Origin of the sequence: Amycolatopsis sp. SB7-3 (assembly GCF_041021335.1) — a bacterium.
Taxonomy (GTDB): Bacteria; Actinomycetota; Actinomycetes; order Mycobacteriales; family Pseudonocardiaceae; genus Amycolatopsis; species Amycolatopsis japonica.
Genome location: NZ_JBFPJQ010000006.1, coordinates 44,124 through 57,531, shown reverse-complemented (window position 1 = coordinate 57,531; position 13,408 = coordinate 44,124). Strand labels below are relative to the sequence as shown.

Here is a 13,408-nt window from a genome sequence, read left to right as displayed (position 1 = left end):
TGGCACGCTGAATGAATGACCCGCGCCGGAATCAGCCTCGTGGCACGCCGCCACGTGGACCTCCGTCGTGTGGCGAGCGCGCTCTGTGCGACGAACCGCTGACTCCCCGCCACCACCACGATCAGCCGGAGGATTCCCATGTCGTCGCCCACGCGCGAGACCCCTGCCCGCACGCCCCGGGTCAAACAGAAACGGGGCGAGGGACAGTGGGCACTGGGGTATCGCGAGCCGTTGAACCCCAACGAGCGGTCCAAGAAGGACGACAACCCGCTCAACGTCCGGGCGCGGATCGAGAACATCTACGCCCGCGGCGGTTTCGATTCGATCGACCCGGGTGACCTCCGCGGCCGGTTCCGCTGGTTCGGTCTCTACACCCAGCGCAAGCCGGGGATCGACGGCGGCCGTACCGCGACGCTGGAGCCCGAAGAGCTCGACGACCGCTACTTCATGCTGCGGGTGCGGCTCGACGGCGGCGCGCTGACCACCGAGCAGCTGGCCGTGCTCGCGGAGATCTCGCAGACCCACGCCCGCGACACCGCCGACATCACCGACCGGCAGAACATCCAGTACCACTGGATCCAGATCGAGGACGTCCCCACGATCTGGTCGAAGCTCGAGAACGCCGGGATGACCACGATGGAGGCGTGCGGCGACAGCCCGCGCGTCATCCTGGGCTCCCCCGTCGCCGGTATCGCGGCCGACGAGATCATCGACGGCACCCCCGCGATCGACGAGATCAAACGCCGCTACATCGGCGACCCGCGCTACTCGAACCTGCCGCGCAAGTTCAAGACCGCGGTCTCCGGGCAGCAGGACGTCGCGCACGAGATCAACGACGTCGCCTTCGTCGGTGTGAACCACCCCGAGCACGGCCCCGGCTTCGACGTCTGGGTCGGCGGCGGCCTGTCCACCAACCCGATGATCGGGCAGCGTCTCGGCGCCTGGGTCCCGCTCGACGAGGTCCCGGACGTCTGGGAAGGCGTGATCAGTGTCTTCCGCGACTACGGCTACCGGCGGCTGCGCGCCCGTGCGCGGATCAAGTTCCTGGTGAAGGACTGGGGCGTCGCGAAGTTCCGCCAGGTGCTGGAAGACGAGTACCTCAAGCGCAAGCTGACCGACGGCCCGGCGCCCGAGGTGCCCGCCACCCAGATCGACCACGTCGGCGTGCACCCGCAGATCGACGGCCGGTTCTACGTCGGCGCCGCGCCGGTCGCGGGCCGCGTCTCCGGCTCCACCCTGCTGGCGGTCGCCAAGGCCGCCGAGCGGGCCGGGTCGAACCGCGTCCGCCTCACCCCGCACCAGAAACTCGTGGTCCTCGACGTCCCCGAGGCCGAGGTGAACGGGCTGAAGTCCGAACTGGCCGATCTCGGCCTGCAGACCGAGCCCTCGCCGTGGCGGCGCGGGATCATGGCCTGCACGGGCCTGGAATTCTGCAAACTCGCGATCGTCGAGACGAAGGCCCGCGCGATCGAACTGGTCACCGACCTGGAGAAGCGTCTCGCCGACATCCAGGCCGAGATCGAGAACCCGGTGACCGTGCACCTCAACGGCTGCCCCAACTCCTGCGCCCGGATCCAGACCGCCGACATCGGGCTCAAGGGCCAGATCGTCACCGACGAGGACGGCAAGCAGGTCGAAGGCTTCCAGGTGCACCTCGGCGGCGGGCTCGGCCTGGACGCCGGATTCGGCCGGAAACTGCGCGGGCACAAGGTGACCGCGGCGGAGCTGACCGCGTACGTCGAGCGGGTCGTGCGGGCGTACCTCGCCGGCCGCGAACCCGGCGAGCGGTTCGCCCAGTGGGTCCTGCGGGCCGACGAAGGCGTCTTGCAATGACCGAACGCGCGACCCCGTACTACTGCCCTTTCTGTGGCGATGAAGACCTCCGGCCGGAGGAAGGCGGCTCGTGGCTGTGCTCGGGCTGCCGCCGGGTCTTCACCGTGAAGTTCCTCGGACTGTCCTTTCCGGAGGTGTCGCAAGGATGACCGCCACTGCCGACTACAAGACACTCGCCGAACGAGCCTCGAAGGAACTCGCGGAGGCCACCGCGACCGAAGCCCTGCGCTGGACCGCGGAGACCTTCGGCGACGACTTCATCGTCGCGTCGAACATGCAGGACGCCGTCCTGATCGATCTGGCCACCCAGGTCAAACCCGACGTCGACGTGCTGTTCCTGCAGACCGGCTACCACTTCCCGGAGACCATCGGCACCCGTGACGCGGTGCAGGCGGTGTACCCGGGCGTGCGGATCGTCAACGCCGAAGCCGAACAGAGCGTCGCCGAACAGGACGCGGAGTACGGACCGAAACTGCACGAACGCGACCCGAACCAGTGCTGCCACCTGCGCAAGGTGGTACCGCTGCGGAAGACGCTCGCGAAGTACTCGGCGTGGGTGACCGGCGTCCGCCGCGTCGACGCGCCGACCCGCGCGAACACCCCCATCGTCACCTGGGACGACCGCAACGGGCTGGTGAAGATCAACCCGATCGCGCCGTGGTCCGACGACGAGTTCAACGGCTACATCAGCGAACACGGGATCCTCGAGAACCCGTTGGTGTCCATCGGTTATCTGTCGATCGGCTGCGCGCCGTGCACCGCGAAGGTCGCTCCGGGTCAGGACCCGCGCAGCGGCCGCTGGGCCGGGCAGGGCAAGACCGAATGCGGCCTGCACGGGTGAGAAGGGACGAAATGACCACGCTCGAACCGGCCGCTGACGCCGCCCAGGACAACCTGGCGGCGCTGGAATCCGAGGCCATCCACATCTTCCGCGAGGTGGCGGGTGAGTTCGACCGGCCGGTGATCCTCTTCTCCGGCGGCAAGGACTCCACGCTCCTGCTGCACCTGGCGATCAAGGCGTTCTGGCCGGCGCCGGTGCCGTTCCCGTTGCTGCACGTGGACACCGGGCACAACTTCGACGAGGTCATCGACTTCCGCGACCGCGTGGTCGAGCAGCACGGGCTCCGGCTGGTCGTGGCGAAGGTCCAGGACTGGATCGACGACGGCAGGCTCGAAGAGCGCGCCGACGGGATGCGCAACCCGCTGCAGACCACGCCGCTGCTCGACACGATCGCCGAGAACAAGTTCGACGCGGTCTTCGGCGGCGGGCGCCGCGACGAGGAACGCGCCCGCGCCAAGGAGCGGATCTTCAGTCTGCGCAACGCTTTCGGCCAATGGGAGCCGCGACGGCAGCGTCCGGAACTGTGGAACCTCTACAACGGCCGTCACCGCCCCGGCGAGCAGGTCCGCGTGTTCCCGCTGTCCAACTGGACCGAGGCGGACGTCTGGAACTACATCGCGCGGGAGAAGGTCGAACTGCCGTCGATCTACTACGCGCACCGGCGCGAGGTCTACCAGCGCGACGGCATGTGGCTGGCCGAAGGGCCGTGGGGCGGCCCGCGGCCGGACGAGGTCGTCCGGGAACTGACCGTGCGCTACCGGACCGTCGGCGACGGTTCGTGCACGGGCGCCATCGAATCGACCGCCGCCACGGTGGACGAGGTCATCGCCGAGGTCTCGGCCTCCCGGCTCACCGAACGCGGCGCCACCCGTGCCGACGACCGGATGTCGGAGGCGGCGATGGAAGACCGCAAGCGGGAAGGGTACTTCTGATGTCCAGCCTCCTCAGGCTCGCGACCGCGGGCAGTGTGGACGACGGGAAGTCGACCCTGGTCGGACGGCTCCTGTACGACACCAAATCCGTCCTCGCCGACCAGCTGGACGCGGTCACCCGCGCCAGTGTCGACAAAGGACTGTCCACTCCGGACCTCTCGCTGCTCGTGGACGGCCTGCGCTCGGAACGCGAGCAGGGCATCACGATCGACGTGGCGTACCGGTACTTCGCGACGCCGAAGCGCAGTTTCGTGCTCGCGGACACGCCGGGTCACGTGCAGTACACGCGGAACACGGTGACCGGGGCGTCCACCGCACAGCTCGCTGTGCTGCTGGTCGACGCGCGCAAGGGCGTCATCGAGCAGACCCGCCGCCACGCCGCGGTGCTCGCGCTGCTGGGTGTGCCGAACCTGGTGCTGGCGGTGAACAAGATCGACCTCGTCGGCTACGACGAAGCGACGTTCACCGTGATCGCCGAGGAGTTCGCCGAGCACGCCGCGTCCCTGGGCTACGAACGGGGTTCCGTGCTCGCGGTGCCGGTTTCGGCGCTGGTGGGCGACAACGTGGCCGAGAAGTCGGACAAGACCCCGTGGTACTCGGGCCCGACCCTGCTGGAGCATCTGGAAACCGTGCCGGTGGCGCCGGATCCGCACGATTCGGCGTTCCGTTTCCCGGTGCAGTACGTGATCCGGCCGCGCACGGCCGACCATCCCGACTACCGCGGGTACGCCGGGCAGATCGCGGCGGGCACCGTGCGGCCGGGTGACGAGATCGTCGTGCTCCCGCAAGGGATCCGCAGCCGGGTCGAGGCCATCGACACCGCCGACGGGCCGCTCGCCGAAGCCGGCGCGGGTACCTCGGTGACCCTGTTGCTCGCCGACGACGTCGACATCTCGCGCGGTGACCTGATCGCCGCCGCCGACCGGCAGCCGACGGTGACCGACGAGATCACCGCGACCCTGTGCTGGCTCTCGGCCAAGGCGCTCAAACCGGGCGCTCGGGTGCTGGTGAAGCACGGAACGCGGACGGTGCAGGCCCTGGTCGGCGAACTCCACGCCCGCTTCGACGAGCAGACTCTGTCCAGTGTGGACGATCCGGCCACCTTGGAGCTCAACGACATCGGCCGGGTGACCCTGCGGCTGGCCGAAGAGATCGGCGTGGACGACTACGGCGTCAGCCCCCGGACGGGCGCGTTCCTGGTCATCGACCCGAAGGACGGCGACACCCTCGCCGCCGGACTCGTCGGCGAAAGGTTCGCATGACCCCACCCCGCACTCCGCCCCTGGTCGCCGTCGCCCACGGCAGCCGCGATCCGCGGTCCGCCGCGACCATCCGCGCCCTGCTCGACGTCTCCCGCGGGCTGGCACCGGGTCTCGACATCCGCGAGTCCTTTTTGGATCTTTCGGAGCCGCTGCTCACCGATGCCCTTCGTGGCCTGTACGCCGAGGGACACCGCGAAGTCGTCGTGGTGCCCCTGCTGCTCGGCGTGGCGTACCACGCCCGGGTCGACCTGCCCGCGCTCGTCGCCGAGGTGACCGCGGACTGCCCGGGCCTCGACGTGCGGGTTTCCGGAGTGCTGGGCATCGACCCGCTCATCGAGACGGTCGCGCTGGACAGGCTCACCGAAGCGGGCGCCGATCTGGACGACCCGGGCCTCGGTGTCCTGCTGGCCGGTGTCGGCTCGTCGAACGTGGCGGCGAACGACGCCGTCGCCGGGATCACCACTCGCTGGCATCTGCGGCGCGGACTGCTCGCGACCCCCGCCTTCGCCAGTGCCGCGCAGCCGGACGTGCCGGCCGCCATCGCGCGGTTGCGGCTCAATGGCGCGCGACGGCTCGCGGTCGCGGGCTGGTTCCTCGCACCCGGACTGCTGCCGGACCGGATCGCGCGCCTTGCCCGCGAGGCCGACCCGTCCGTGATCGTCGCCGGGCCGTTGGGGCCGGATCCGCGGATCGCCGGGCTCGTCCTGGACCGCTACGACGTCGCCGCCGCCCGGCTCGCCGCCTGAGTAGCACGACCCGTCCCGTACGGGCGCTTGATACCGATTTTCGGTGGGTTCCGTTCCCAGTTCCGTGACACCCCGCGTATGGGAACGGAGATTTCTTGACGAGTTACTTAACTTGCCGGTAACTCTCTAATCGCTGCGCAGCTCCCTCTCTCCCCATCGAACCCCCAGGTAGGTGGAACATGAAGGCTGCCATCCGTGCCCTCGTCTGCGCTTCGGCCGTACTCGTCCCGATCGCCGGTCTGGCCGCGCCGGCTTCCGCGGCGACCACCGTCGTCTTCGACTGCGAGGCGAAGCCGCCGCTCGTCGGCAACAAGTACCTCAAGTTGAACCAGGACGCGGACGTCACCGCCCCGGCCACGGTCGCCCCCGGTGCCGCGCTCGACATCGTCATCGACCCGGCGGCGAACACCGTCCCGGCCGAGGTCAGCGGCTACCAGGTCAAGAACATCAAGGACTTCTCCCTGAAGATCCCGATCCCGGCGAACTCGACCTGGGTGGGCGCCGACCTCGCCGGCGGCTCCGGTATCGGCTCGACCCCGCCGAAGATCACCGTCTCCGGCAGCGTCGCGACGCTGAGCTTCCCCGGCCCGATCGCGGGCGGCTCGACGTTCGAGCTGCCGACCGTGACCGCGCATCTCACCGCGGGTTCGTCCGGCACCATCGAGACGAAACTGGGCGGTTCCAGCTACAGCGACCCGGGTCTGACGTTCACCGCCGTGGTCAGCGCCGGTTTCGACGTCTCCGCCCCGACGGCCTGTTTCCCGAACCCGAGCCCGACGTTCACCACGACGACGATCGGCTGACCCGTGCCTGCGCCACCGTCGTGACGAGGGTGGCGCAGGCCACTGCCCGGCCCGACTTCGCCCGTGCGAAGGTGGGGCATGGCTGACGAACTGGTGCACTACGACGTGGTGGGCGGCACCGCCACGATCACCTTGGACTCCCCGCACAACCGCAACGCGCTCTCCGCCCAGCTGCGGCGTGAACTGAGCGAATCGCTGGACAAGGCACAGGCGGACGACGCGGTGCGGGTCATCGTGCTCACCCACACCGGTCCGGTGTTCTGCGCGGGTATGGATCTCAAGGAGGCCCGCGGCGCCGGTGCGGGCGCCCAGGGCGTGAACGAGTTCCCGAAGATCCTCGAGCAGCTGTGGACCAGCCCCAAGCCCGTCGTGGCGAGGCTCGCGGGCCCCGCCCGGGCAGGCGGGATCGGCATGGTGGCCGCGACCGACATCGCCGTCGCCGTCCCCGAAGCGACCTTCGCCTTCTCCGAGGTGCGGATCGGCGTCGTCCCCGCCGTCATCTCGCTCACCGTGCTGCCGCGGCTCAACGCCCGCGCCGCGCACGAGCTGTTCCTGACCGGTGACACCTTCGACGCGAAGCGCGCCGTCGAGATCGGCCTGCTGAACTCGGCCGTCCCCGCCGACGAACTCGACGACGAGGTCGCCCGCTACGTCAAGGCGCTCGCGCTCGGCGGCCCGAAGGCGCTCGCGGCGACGAAGGAACTGCTCAGCAAGCCGCGCCCGGCGACACCCGCCGAAGGCTTCGAAGCCATGAACAAGCTGTCCGCCGGATTCTTCGCGAGCGAAGAAGGCCAGGAGGGCATCACGGCCTTCGCGCAGAAACGCAAGCCGAACTGGGTGCCGGAGGCATAGGCCGTGTCCTGCGAGTCTTGTTCGCGGTCTTCGCGCCCAAGCGGTCCCTGACGGCACGGGCGGGCTCGGCCGAGTACGACCCGGTACGAGGCCGACCCGCCCGCACCGTCAGGAACCACCTGGATCACGAAGCCCATCGAACAGACTCACAGGACACGGCCTAGTCCGGCAGGACGACGGTGAGGCGCCGGGAGTCCGTCCGATCGCCGGACGGCCCCAGCGCCCGCTGCGCGTCGGAAAGCACGCTGCGGACGGCCAGGTACGCCTTGGGATCACGCTCCCGCAGCCCCGAGGAACCAGCCCAGATCAGGACGTGCTCGCCGGGCGGGAGCCAGGACAGGTCGGTGAGGCAGTCGTAGAGCGCGTCGAGGTTCTTCCCGAAGTACTCCGGGAACGACAGCGCCTCCGCGATCGCGTCGAGGGTCGAGTCCTTGTCGACCGTGCGTGTGCCGTCGATCAGGTGCGGATACGCGCCGCGGGCGAACGCCTTGTCCGCCGCGTCCTTGCCCCCGCTCATCGGCTCGGATCCACTACGACGAAGGACTTGTAGTGGTCCTCGGTGTAGTACAGCTCCTTGCCGCTGCCGGTCACGAGCCGCCTCGCCCCGCGATCCGGGCTGCCCGGCGTCTTCACCGTGTACTCCCGGTAGTAGCCGGACCCCTTGGCGGGCAAGACCTTCTCCCGGTTCTGGAAGGTGACGTCGTCGTTGCGCGGATACGGGTACGGCCCGCCCGCTTGGATGAGCTTCCAGGTGTCGGACGCCTGCGAAGGAAGCTTCGTCAGCGGCTTGACCGGGAGACCGGAATCCTCGCCCGCGACCTTGCCCTTCGCCCCGCTCGCCGCGGCGTCGCCCGACGGCGCGGCCGAAGCGGACGAACTCGCCGGAGCGCTCTTCGTGTCGTCACCGCTGATGCCGTCCTTGACGAACCAGCCTGCGAGCACCAGCACGATCAGGCCGATCAGGGCGGCGGTGATCCGCCTACGGTTGAACATGGTGTGCCAGCTTAGGACGGCCGGTCGGAGTCGTTCGCATCGCGGGCAGTGCCGAAGCGCCGGGCGACCTTTCCGAAGATCGTGTCGAGCACCCAGGCCGCGACCAGGCACAGCGGCACCACGACCGCCATGACCAGCACGAACTGCACGGGGAACGGGGCCTGCGCGAGCCACAGTTCGACGCCGTCCCACCAGTCCGCAAGCCCGTTGAACACAGTGTGAGCCTACGCTCGCATCCAGTGCCGTCACCCGTCAGGCCATGTAAGTTGCTGCCATGTTCGCCGTTTACGCTTCCGAACCCAACGCCGAAAAGCCGCTGGACTCGCTGGTGATCGGCGAGCGGCCCGAACCCGAGGTCCCCGAAGGCTGGGTGCGGGTCAACGTCAAGGCCGCCAGCCTCAACATGCACGACCTGTGGACGTTGCGCGGCGTCGGCATCAAACCCGAGCAGTTCCCGATGATCCTGGGCTGTGACGGCGCGGGCACCCTCGACGACGGCACCGAGGTCGTCGTCCATTCGGTGATCAACGCCCCGGGCTGGCAGGGCGACGACACCCTCGACCCGAAGCGCACCCTGCTCACCGAGAAGCACCAGGGCACCTTCGCCGAGCAGGTCGTGGTGCCGGCGCGCAATGTCGTTCCGAAGCCGTCGGGCCTGAGCTTCGCGGAGGCCGCGACCATGGGCACGGCGTGGCTGACCGCGTACCGGATGCTGTTCGTGAAGTCCGGGCTGCGGCCTGGGCAGACGATGCTCGTCCAGGGCGCCTCCGGCGGCGTCTCGACCGCGCTGATCCAGCTCGGGCGTGCGGCCGGTTTCCGGGTCTGGGTCACCGGGCGTAGCGAAGAGAAGCGTGCGCTGGCCGAGAATCTGGGCGCACATCAGACCTTTGAGTCCGGCGCGCGGTTGCCGGAGCGGGTCGACGCGGTCTTCGAAACCGTCGGCAAGGCGACCTGGTCCCATTCGGTGAAGTCGCTGAAGCCTGGCGGCATCATTGTCGTCTCGGGCTCGACCAGCGGTCCGGACGCTCACGCGGAGTTGCAGCGCGTGTTCTTTCTGCAACTGCGCATCGCGGGTTCGACCATGGGGACCAGGGACGAGCTGAACGATCTCCTCGCCTACCTGGAGCTCACCGGGGTCCGCCCGCAGATCGGTGCCGAACTGCCGTTCGCGGAAGCCGAAACCGGGTTTAAGAACATGCTCGACGGGGAAACTTCAGGAAAGGTCGTCTTCACGCATTGATCGGAGGGGTGAGTCCGCCCCCTCGCCGTGATCAAGCGCGCACATAAGCGCACGTCCGCGCGTTCCACGCAGGTCAAACAGCTATTTCGCGGTCTTGTCAAGTGTCAAGAACGTTATGACTTGGCGAGCTTCTTACGACCAAAGTTCGACCAAAATCCGACCTCTCGCGGTTAGCCTGGAACCATGACCGCATCGCAGCGGCCCGAACCGGCGGACCCCGGGGGCCGGACCACCACCGACACCGACCCGATCCGCGTCTCGTTCCGGCGCTACGCCGGTGTCCGCACCAGAGTGCTCGAAGTCGGGCCGCAGCCGGTGGAATCCACCGACCGCGCCCCTCGGCGGATGCTCGGCAAACGGGCCACGGCGCGCGGGCAGGTCAAGCCGACCGCGCCGAGGCTGGTGCTGCTGCACGGCTACTGCGACAGCGCCGACACCTGGCGCCCAGTTCTGGAGCTGCTCGCGGCAGCCGGTGTTCCGGCGGTCGCGGTCGATCTGCCCGGATTCGGTGACGCTCAGCCACTGCGGCCGGGCCCGATGCTGCCGCAGCTGGACGCGTTCACCGCGGCCGTGGTCAAGGAGCAGGCCGTACTCGGCACGGTGGTGCTCGCCGGCAACTCGCTCGGCGGCACGATGAGCCTGCGGGCCGCGGAGAACCACCGGCTGCCGGTCGCCGGCGTGGTGTCGATCGCCGCGCCCGGTTTCGTGGACAGCTGGCTCATCCGCACCGTGGCCCGGTACCCGCTGCCGCTGCGGATGTACTCGGCCCTGCCGCTGCCGATCCCCGGCTTCCTCGTGCGCGCCGTCGCCGAGCAGGTCGTCCCCCGGCTCCTGTACGCCGACTCGGCCGCCGCCGACGCCGCCCAGGTGCGCCGGTTCACCTCCTTGTTCCCGGACTACCGCTCCACCACCACCAGGCTCGAACAGGCGAGGCAGCTCGTCGAGGAGCTGGCGAACGCGTACCGGCTCGAAGAGGTCCGTGTCCCGCTCCTGGTGGTCGTCTGCGGCAAGGACAAGCTGGTCAGCGCCGCCTCCGGACGGCAGCTGCACGCGCTGGTCCCGCACAGCAGGCTGATGGTGCGTGAGGACTGGGGCCACTGCCCGCAGCTGGACGACCCCGTCGAGATCTCGGAGCTGCTCACCTACTTCTCCGCCGGCGCCTCCAGGCCGTCGAAGATCGCCGCTCGCGTGGCGGCCGAAGTGAGCGAGGACACCGTCGCCGGATAGGTGCGATCGGCCGTCTGCCAGTACGGTGCCCTTCGGACTGTGACCCAGTCCGAAGGGCACAACCTGTTGGGAGACGACGATGTCCGCACCGCGCAGCCTGGGCTCGGGATCCGGGATTTTCCGCCGTAAACCGATCGATCAGATCCAAGAACTCAGTGGGGGCGGAGGGCTCCAACGCACGCTGGGCCTGCGGCAGCTGACCGCGATCGGCGTCGGCGGCATCATCGGCGCGGGGATCTTCTCCCTGGCCGGCGCGGTCGCGAACAAGACGGCCGGACCCGCCGTGCTCATCTCGTTCCTCATCGCGGGTATCGCCAGCGCCGCCGCCGCGTTCTCCTACGCCGAGTTCGCCGGGCTGATCCCCCGTGCCGGGTCGGCCTACACCTACGGCTACACCGTGCTGGGCGAGATCGTCGGCTGGTTCATCGGCTGGGACCTGCTGCTGGAGTACACCGCGATCGTGGCGGTGGTCGCGATCGGCATCTCCGGCTACTTCAACGAGTTGCTGGGCTACCTGAACATCGAGCTGCCGACCTGGATGCTGGGCGCTCCGGGCACCGAAAAGGCCGGTGTCGAGCCGGGTTCCTACAAGATCAACTTGTTCGCCGTGCTGCTGTGCCTGCTGATCGCCTTCATCCTCAACCAGGGGATGAAGAACGCGGCCCGGTTCGAAACGCTGCTGGTCTACCTGAAGGTCGGCCTGGTCCTGCTCGTGATCGTCGTCGGTGTCTTCCACATCAACAGCGACAACTACTCGAACTTCTTCCCGTTCGGCCTCAGCGGCGCGTTCACCGGAGCGGCGACGGTGTTCTTCGCGGTCTTCGGATACGACGCCATGTCCACCGCGGCCGAAGAATCGACCGACTCCCAGAAGCACATGCCGAAGGCGATCATCTACTCGCTCGCCATCTCGATGGTGCTCTACGTGCTGGCCTGCCTGGTCCTGACCGGCATGGTCAACTACAAGGACATCGACAGCGAGGCCGCTTTCTCCAGCGCCTTCGCCGGCCTCGGGATGAAGTGGCTCGGCCTGATCATCGCCGTGGGCGCGATCATCGGTATCACCACGGTGCTGTTCACCTTCCTCATGGGCGCGAGCCGCGTCGGCTACTCGATGAGCCGCGACGGCCTGCTGCCCAAGTGGTTCGGCAAGACCCACCCGGTGCGCAAGGTGCCGAGCCGGATGACCTGGGTGCTCGGTATCGCGTCGGCGGTCATCGCCGGTCTGCTGCCCATCGGTGAGGCCGCGGAACTGACGAACATCGGCATCCTGCTCGCGTTCGTCGTCGTCTGCGTCGCGGTGATCGTGCTGCGCTACAAGCAGCCGGACCTGCCGCGCTCGTTCAAGACGCCGGGCATGCCGATCGTGCCGATCATCGGGATCGTCTTCTCGATCTGGCTGATCACCTTCCTGAACCCGGAGACCTGGCTGCGGTTCGCGGTCTGGTTCGGCATCGGCCTGATCATCTACTTCGCCTACAGCCGCCGTCACTCGGTGATGAACACGAACAACGGCGACGCGAAGCAGGTCAGCGGAGACGACTCAAACGCGTAGCGGCTTCGCGGGCTTCGACCTGGAGGCGTTCGACGATCGACGCCGCCGGACCGGAGCCCGCGAGTTCGTAGGTCTGCCCCGCGTAGAGGGACATGATCTCGGGGTCACCCGCCTTGCCCGCCGCCGCGCGGATCGGCTTGGTCAGGTTGTTGACCTCCGGATACGCCGACGGCGCGGTGGCCGAGAAATCCGCGACCGCGCGATTGACCAGTGACCGGGCGGGACGTCCGCTGAACGCCCGGGTGAACGCCGTCGGCCTTCCCCCGTCCGCCAGTGCCTGCCGATGCGCGGGCTGGGTCCCGGCCTCGTCCGCCCGCAGGAACGCGGTACCCAGCTGCGCCGCGACGGCCCCCGCCGCCAGTACCGCCGCGATGTCGGCGCCGTGCACGAGCCCACCGGTCGCGACGAGCGGCAGATCCGTCCGCGCCGCGACCAGCCGGAGCAGGCTCAGGACGCCATACTGCGCACCCCCGCCTTCGGCTCCGGGCTCGTCGGCGAAAAGCCCTCGATGCGCTCCGGCTTCGAACCCCTGGACCACGAGCGCGTCCGCGCCGACGGCTACGGCCCGATCGGCTTCCGCCGGGCTGGTGACCGTGGCGGCCACCTTGCTCCCGTTGGCGTGCAAGCGTTCGACGTCCTCGGCCGAAGGCGTGCCGAACGTGAAGGAAACGACCGGCACCTTCCGCGCCAAGACGACCTCGAGCTTCGCGGCATAGGCGTCGTCGTCCCAGCGCGGCTCGCCGGGTTCGACGCCGAGGCCCTCGGCCTCCGCACGCCAGCGCTCGATGTGCGCACCGAGATCCGCGTCGGTGGCGGAGCCACCCGATACGAAGAGGTTCACGCCGAACGGTTCAGCGGTCAGCTCGGCCGTCTTGGCGATCCGGTCCGAGAGGGCGTCGGCGCTCAGATAGCCCCCGGCCAGGAAGCCGAATCCACCCGCCGCGGTCACCGCGGCCACGAGCTCGGGAGTGGTCGGCCCGCCCGCCATCGGGGCCGCGATCAGGGGGAAACGCAGGTCTTCGAACACGTTTCCGACGATAGTCCCCTCGCGGTGACACGCATTGTGACGTTCGAGTCACTCCAAGGTTCGCTCGTGGTGGTCTAGACCTTTAACGGCGAAAATG

Annotated in this window: 16 protein-coding genes; 12 read left to right on the top strand and 4 right to left on the bottom strand. The window is 68.9% G+C overall.

Translation table 11 applies throughout. The features are described 5' to 3' along the window. The first annotated feature begins 15 nt into the window (after positions 1–15). From AB8M46_RS32950 to AB8M46_RS32910, 9 genes are all read left to right on the top strand, one after another. The gene (locus AB8M46_RS32950) at positions 16–102 is read left to right on the top strand and encodes a putative leader peptide (RefSeq protein WP_350573702.1); all 87 of its coding nucleotides are present in this window, start codon (positions 16–18) and stop codon (positions 100–102) included. 36 nt (positions 103–138) lie between these two features. Then, entirely contained in the window at positions 139–1,833 is a 1,695-nt protein-coding gene (locus AB8M46_RS32945) for a nitrite/sulfite reductase (protein ID WP_394362748.1), read from the top strand. Then, positions 1,830–1,982: a hypothetical protein gene (locus AB8M46_RS32940; RefSeq protein ID WP_034316341.1), complete on the top strand. Its 153-nt coding sequence runs from the start codon at positions 1,830–1,832 to the stop codon at positions 1,980–1,982. Before AB8M46_RS32945 ends, AB8M46_RS32940 begins: the two co-directional genes overlap by 4 nt. Then, on the top strand, positions 1,979–2,674 hold the full coding sequence (locus tag AB8M46_RS32935; RefSeq protein WP_016332423.1) for a phosphoadenylyl-sulfate reductase: 696 nt from the start codon (positions 1,979–1,981) through the stop codon (positions 2,672–2,674). Before AB8M46_RS32940 ends, AB8M46_RS32935 begins: the two co-directional genes overlap by 4 nt. Before the next feature lie 11 nt (positions 2,675–2,685). After that, positions 2,686–3,606 (top strand): sulfate adenylyltransferase subunit CysD, encoded by a 921-nt coding sequence (gene cysD, locus AB8M46_RS32930; RefSeq protein ID WP_037342770.1) that lies wholly within the window; start codon positions 2,686–2,688, stop codon positions 3,604–3,606. Next, positions 3,606–4,868 (top strand): sulfate adenylyltransferase subunit 1, encoded by a 1,263-nt coding sequence (locus AB8M46_RS32925; protein ID WP_038517152.1) that lies wholly within the window; start codon positions 3,606–3,608, stop codon positions 4,866–4,868. Before cysD ends, AB8M46_RS32925 begins: the two co-directional genes overlap by 1 nt. Next, entirely contained in the window at positions 4,865–5,614 is a 750-nt protein-coding gene (locus tag AB8M46_RS32920) for a sirohydrochlorin chelatase (RefSeq protein WP_378423788.1), read from the top strand. Before AB8M46_RS32925 ends, AB8M46_RS32920 begins: the two co-directional genes overlap by 4 nt. A 179-nt stretch (positions 5,615–5,793) precedes the next feature. Then, the gene (locus tag AB8M46_RS32915) at positions 5,794–6,417 is read left to right on the top strand and encodes a cyclase (protein WP_394362747.1); all 624 of its coding nucleotides are present in this window, start codon (positions 5,794–5,796) and stop codon (positions 6,415–6,417) included. Positions 6,418–6,495: 78 nt separating this feature from the next. Continuing rightward, on the top strand, positions 6,496–7,269 hold the full coding sequence (locus AB8M46_RS32910; protein WP_016332418.1) for an enoyl-CoA hydratase family protein: 774 nt from the start codon (positions 6,496–6,498) through the stop codon (positions 7,267–7,269). A gap of 160 nt (positions 7,270–7,429) precedes the next feature. Here the strand turns inward: AB8M46_RS32910 and AB8M46_RS32905 are convergent, their stop codons facing one another. From AB8M46_RS32905 to AB8M46_RS32895, 3 genes are read right to left on the bottom strand one after another with little or no spacing between them, the layout of a single operon-like run. Then, entirely contained in the window at positions 7,430–7,786 is a 357-nt protein-coding gene (locus tag AB8M46_RS32905) for a barstar family protein (RefSeq protein ID WP_394362746.1), read from the bottom strand. Continuing rightward, positions 7,783–8,262 carry a ribonuclease domain-containing protein gene (locus AB8M46_RS32900; protein WP_125737423.1) on the bottom strand — a complete coding sequence of 160 codons (480 nt, stop codon included), beginning with the start codon at positions 8,260–8,262 and terminating at the stop codon, positions 7,783–7,785. Before AB8M46_RS32900 ends, AB8M46_RS32905 begins: the two co-directional genes overlap by 4 nt. 11 nt (positions 8,263–8,273) lie before the next feature. After that, positions 8,274–8,477: a CDP-alcohol phosphatidyltransferase family protein gene (locus AB8M46_RS32895; protein ID WP_037342760.1), complete on the bottom strand. Its 204-nt coding sequence runs from the start codon at positions 8,475–8,477 to the stop codon at positions 8,274–8,276. Between the two features lie 59 nt (positions 8,478–8,536). Here AB8M46_RS32895 and AB8M46_RS32890 point away from each other — a divergent pair, with 59 nt between their 5' ends. From AB8M46_RS32890 to AB8M46_RS32880, 3 genes are all read left to right on the top strand, one after another. Continuing rightward, positions 8,537–9,502, top strand: coding sequence for a zinc-binding dehydrogenase (locus AB8M46_RS32890; RefSeq protein WP_037342758.1), 966 nt, complete (start codon positions 8,537–8,539; stop codon positions 9,500–9,502). Positions 9,503–9,685: 183 nt separating this feature from the next. Beyond that, entirely contained in the window at positions 9,686–10,729 is a 1,044-nt protein-coding gene (locus AB8M46_RS32885; protein ID WP_037342756.1) for an alpha/beta hydrolase, read from the top strand. A 79-nt stretch (positions 10,730–10,808) separates the two neighbouring features. After that, positions 10,809–12,284 (top strand): amino acid permease, encoded by a 1,476-nt coding sequence (locus tag AB8M46_RS32880; RefSeq protein WP_125737424.1) that lies wholly within the window; start codon positions 10,809–10,811, stop codon positions 12,282–12,284. On the opposite strand, the gene AB8M46_RS32875 is transcribed toward AB8M46_RS32880, so the two are convergent. Next, positions 12,259–13,311 carry an NAD(P)H-dependent flavin oxidoreductase gene (locus tag AB8M46_RS32875; protein WP_394362745.1) on the bottom strand — a complete coding sequence of 351 codons (1,053 nt, stop codon included), beginning with the start codon at positions 13,309–13,311 and terminating at the stop codon, positions 12,259–12,261. The genes AB8M46_RS32880 and AB8M46_RS32875 overlap by 26 nt on opposite strands. Positions 13,312–13,408: the final 97 nt, after the last annotated feature.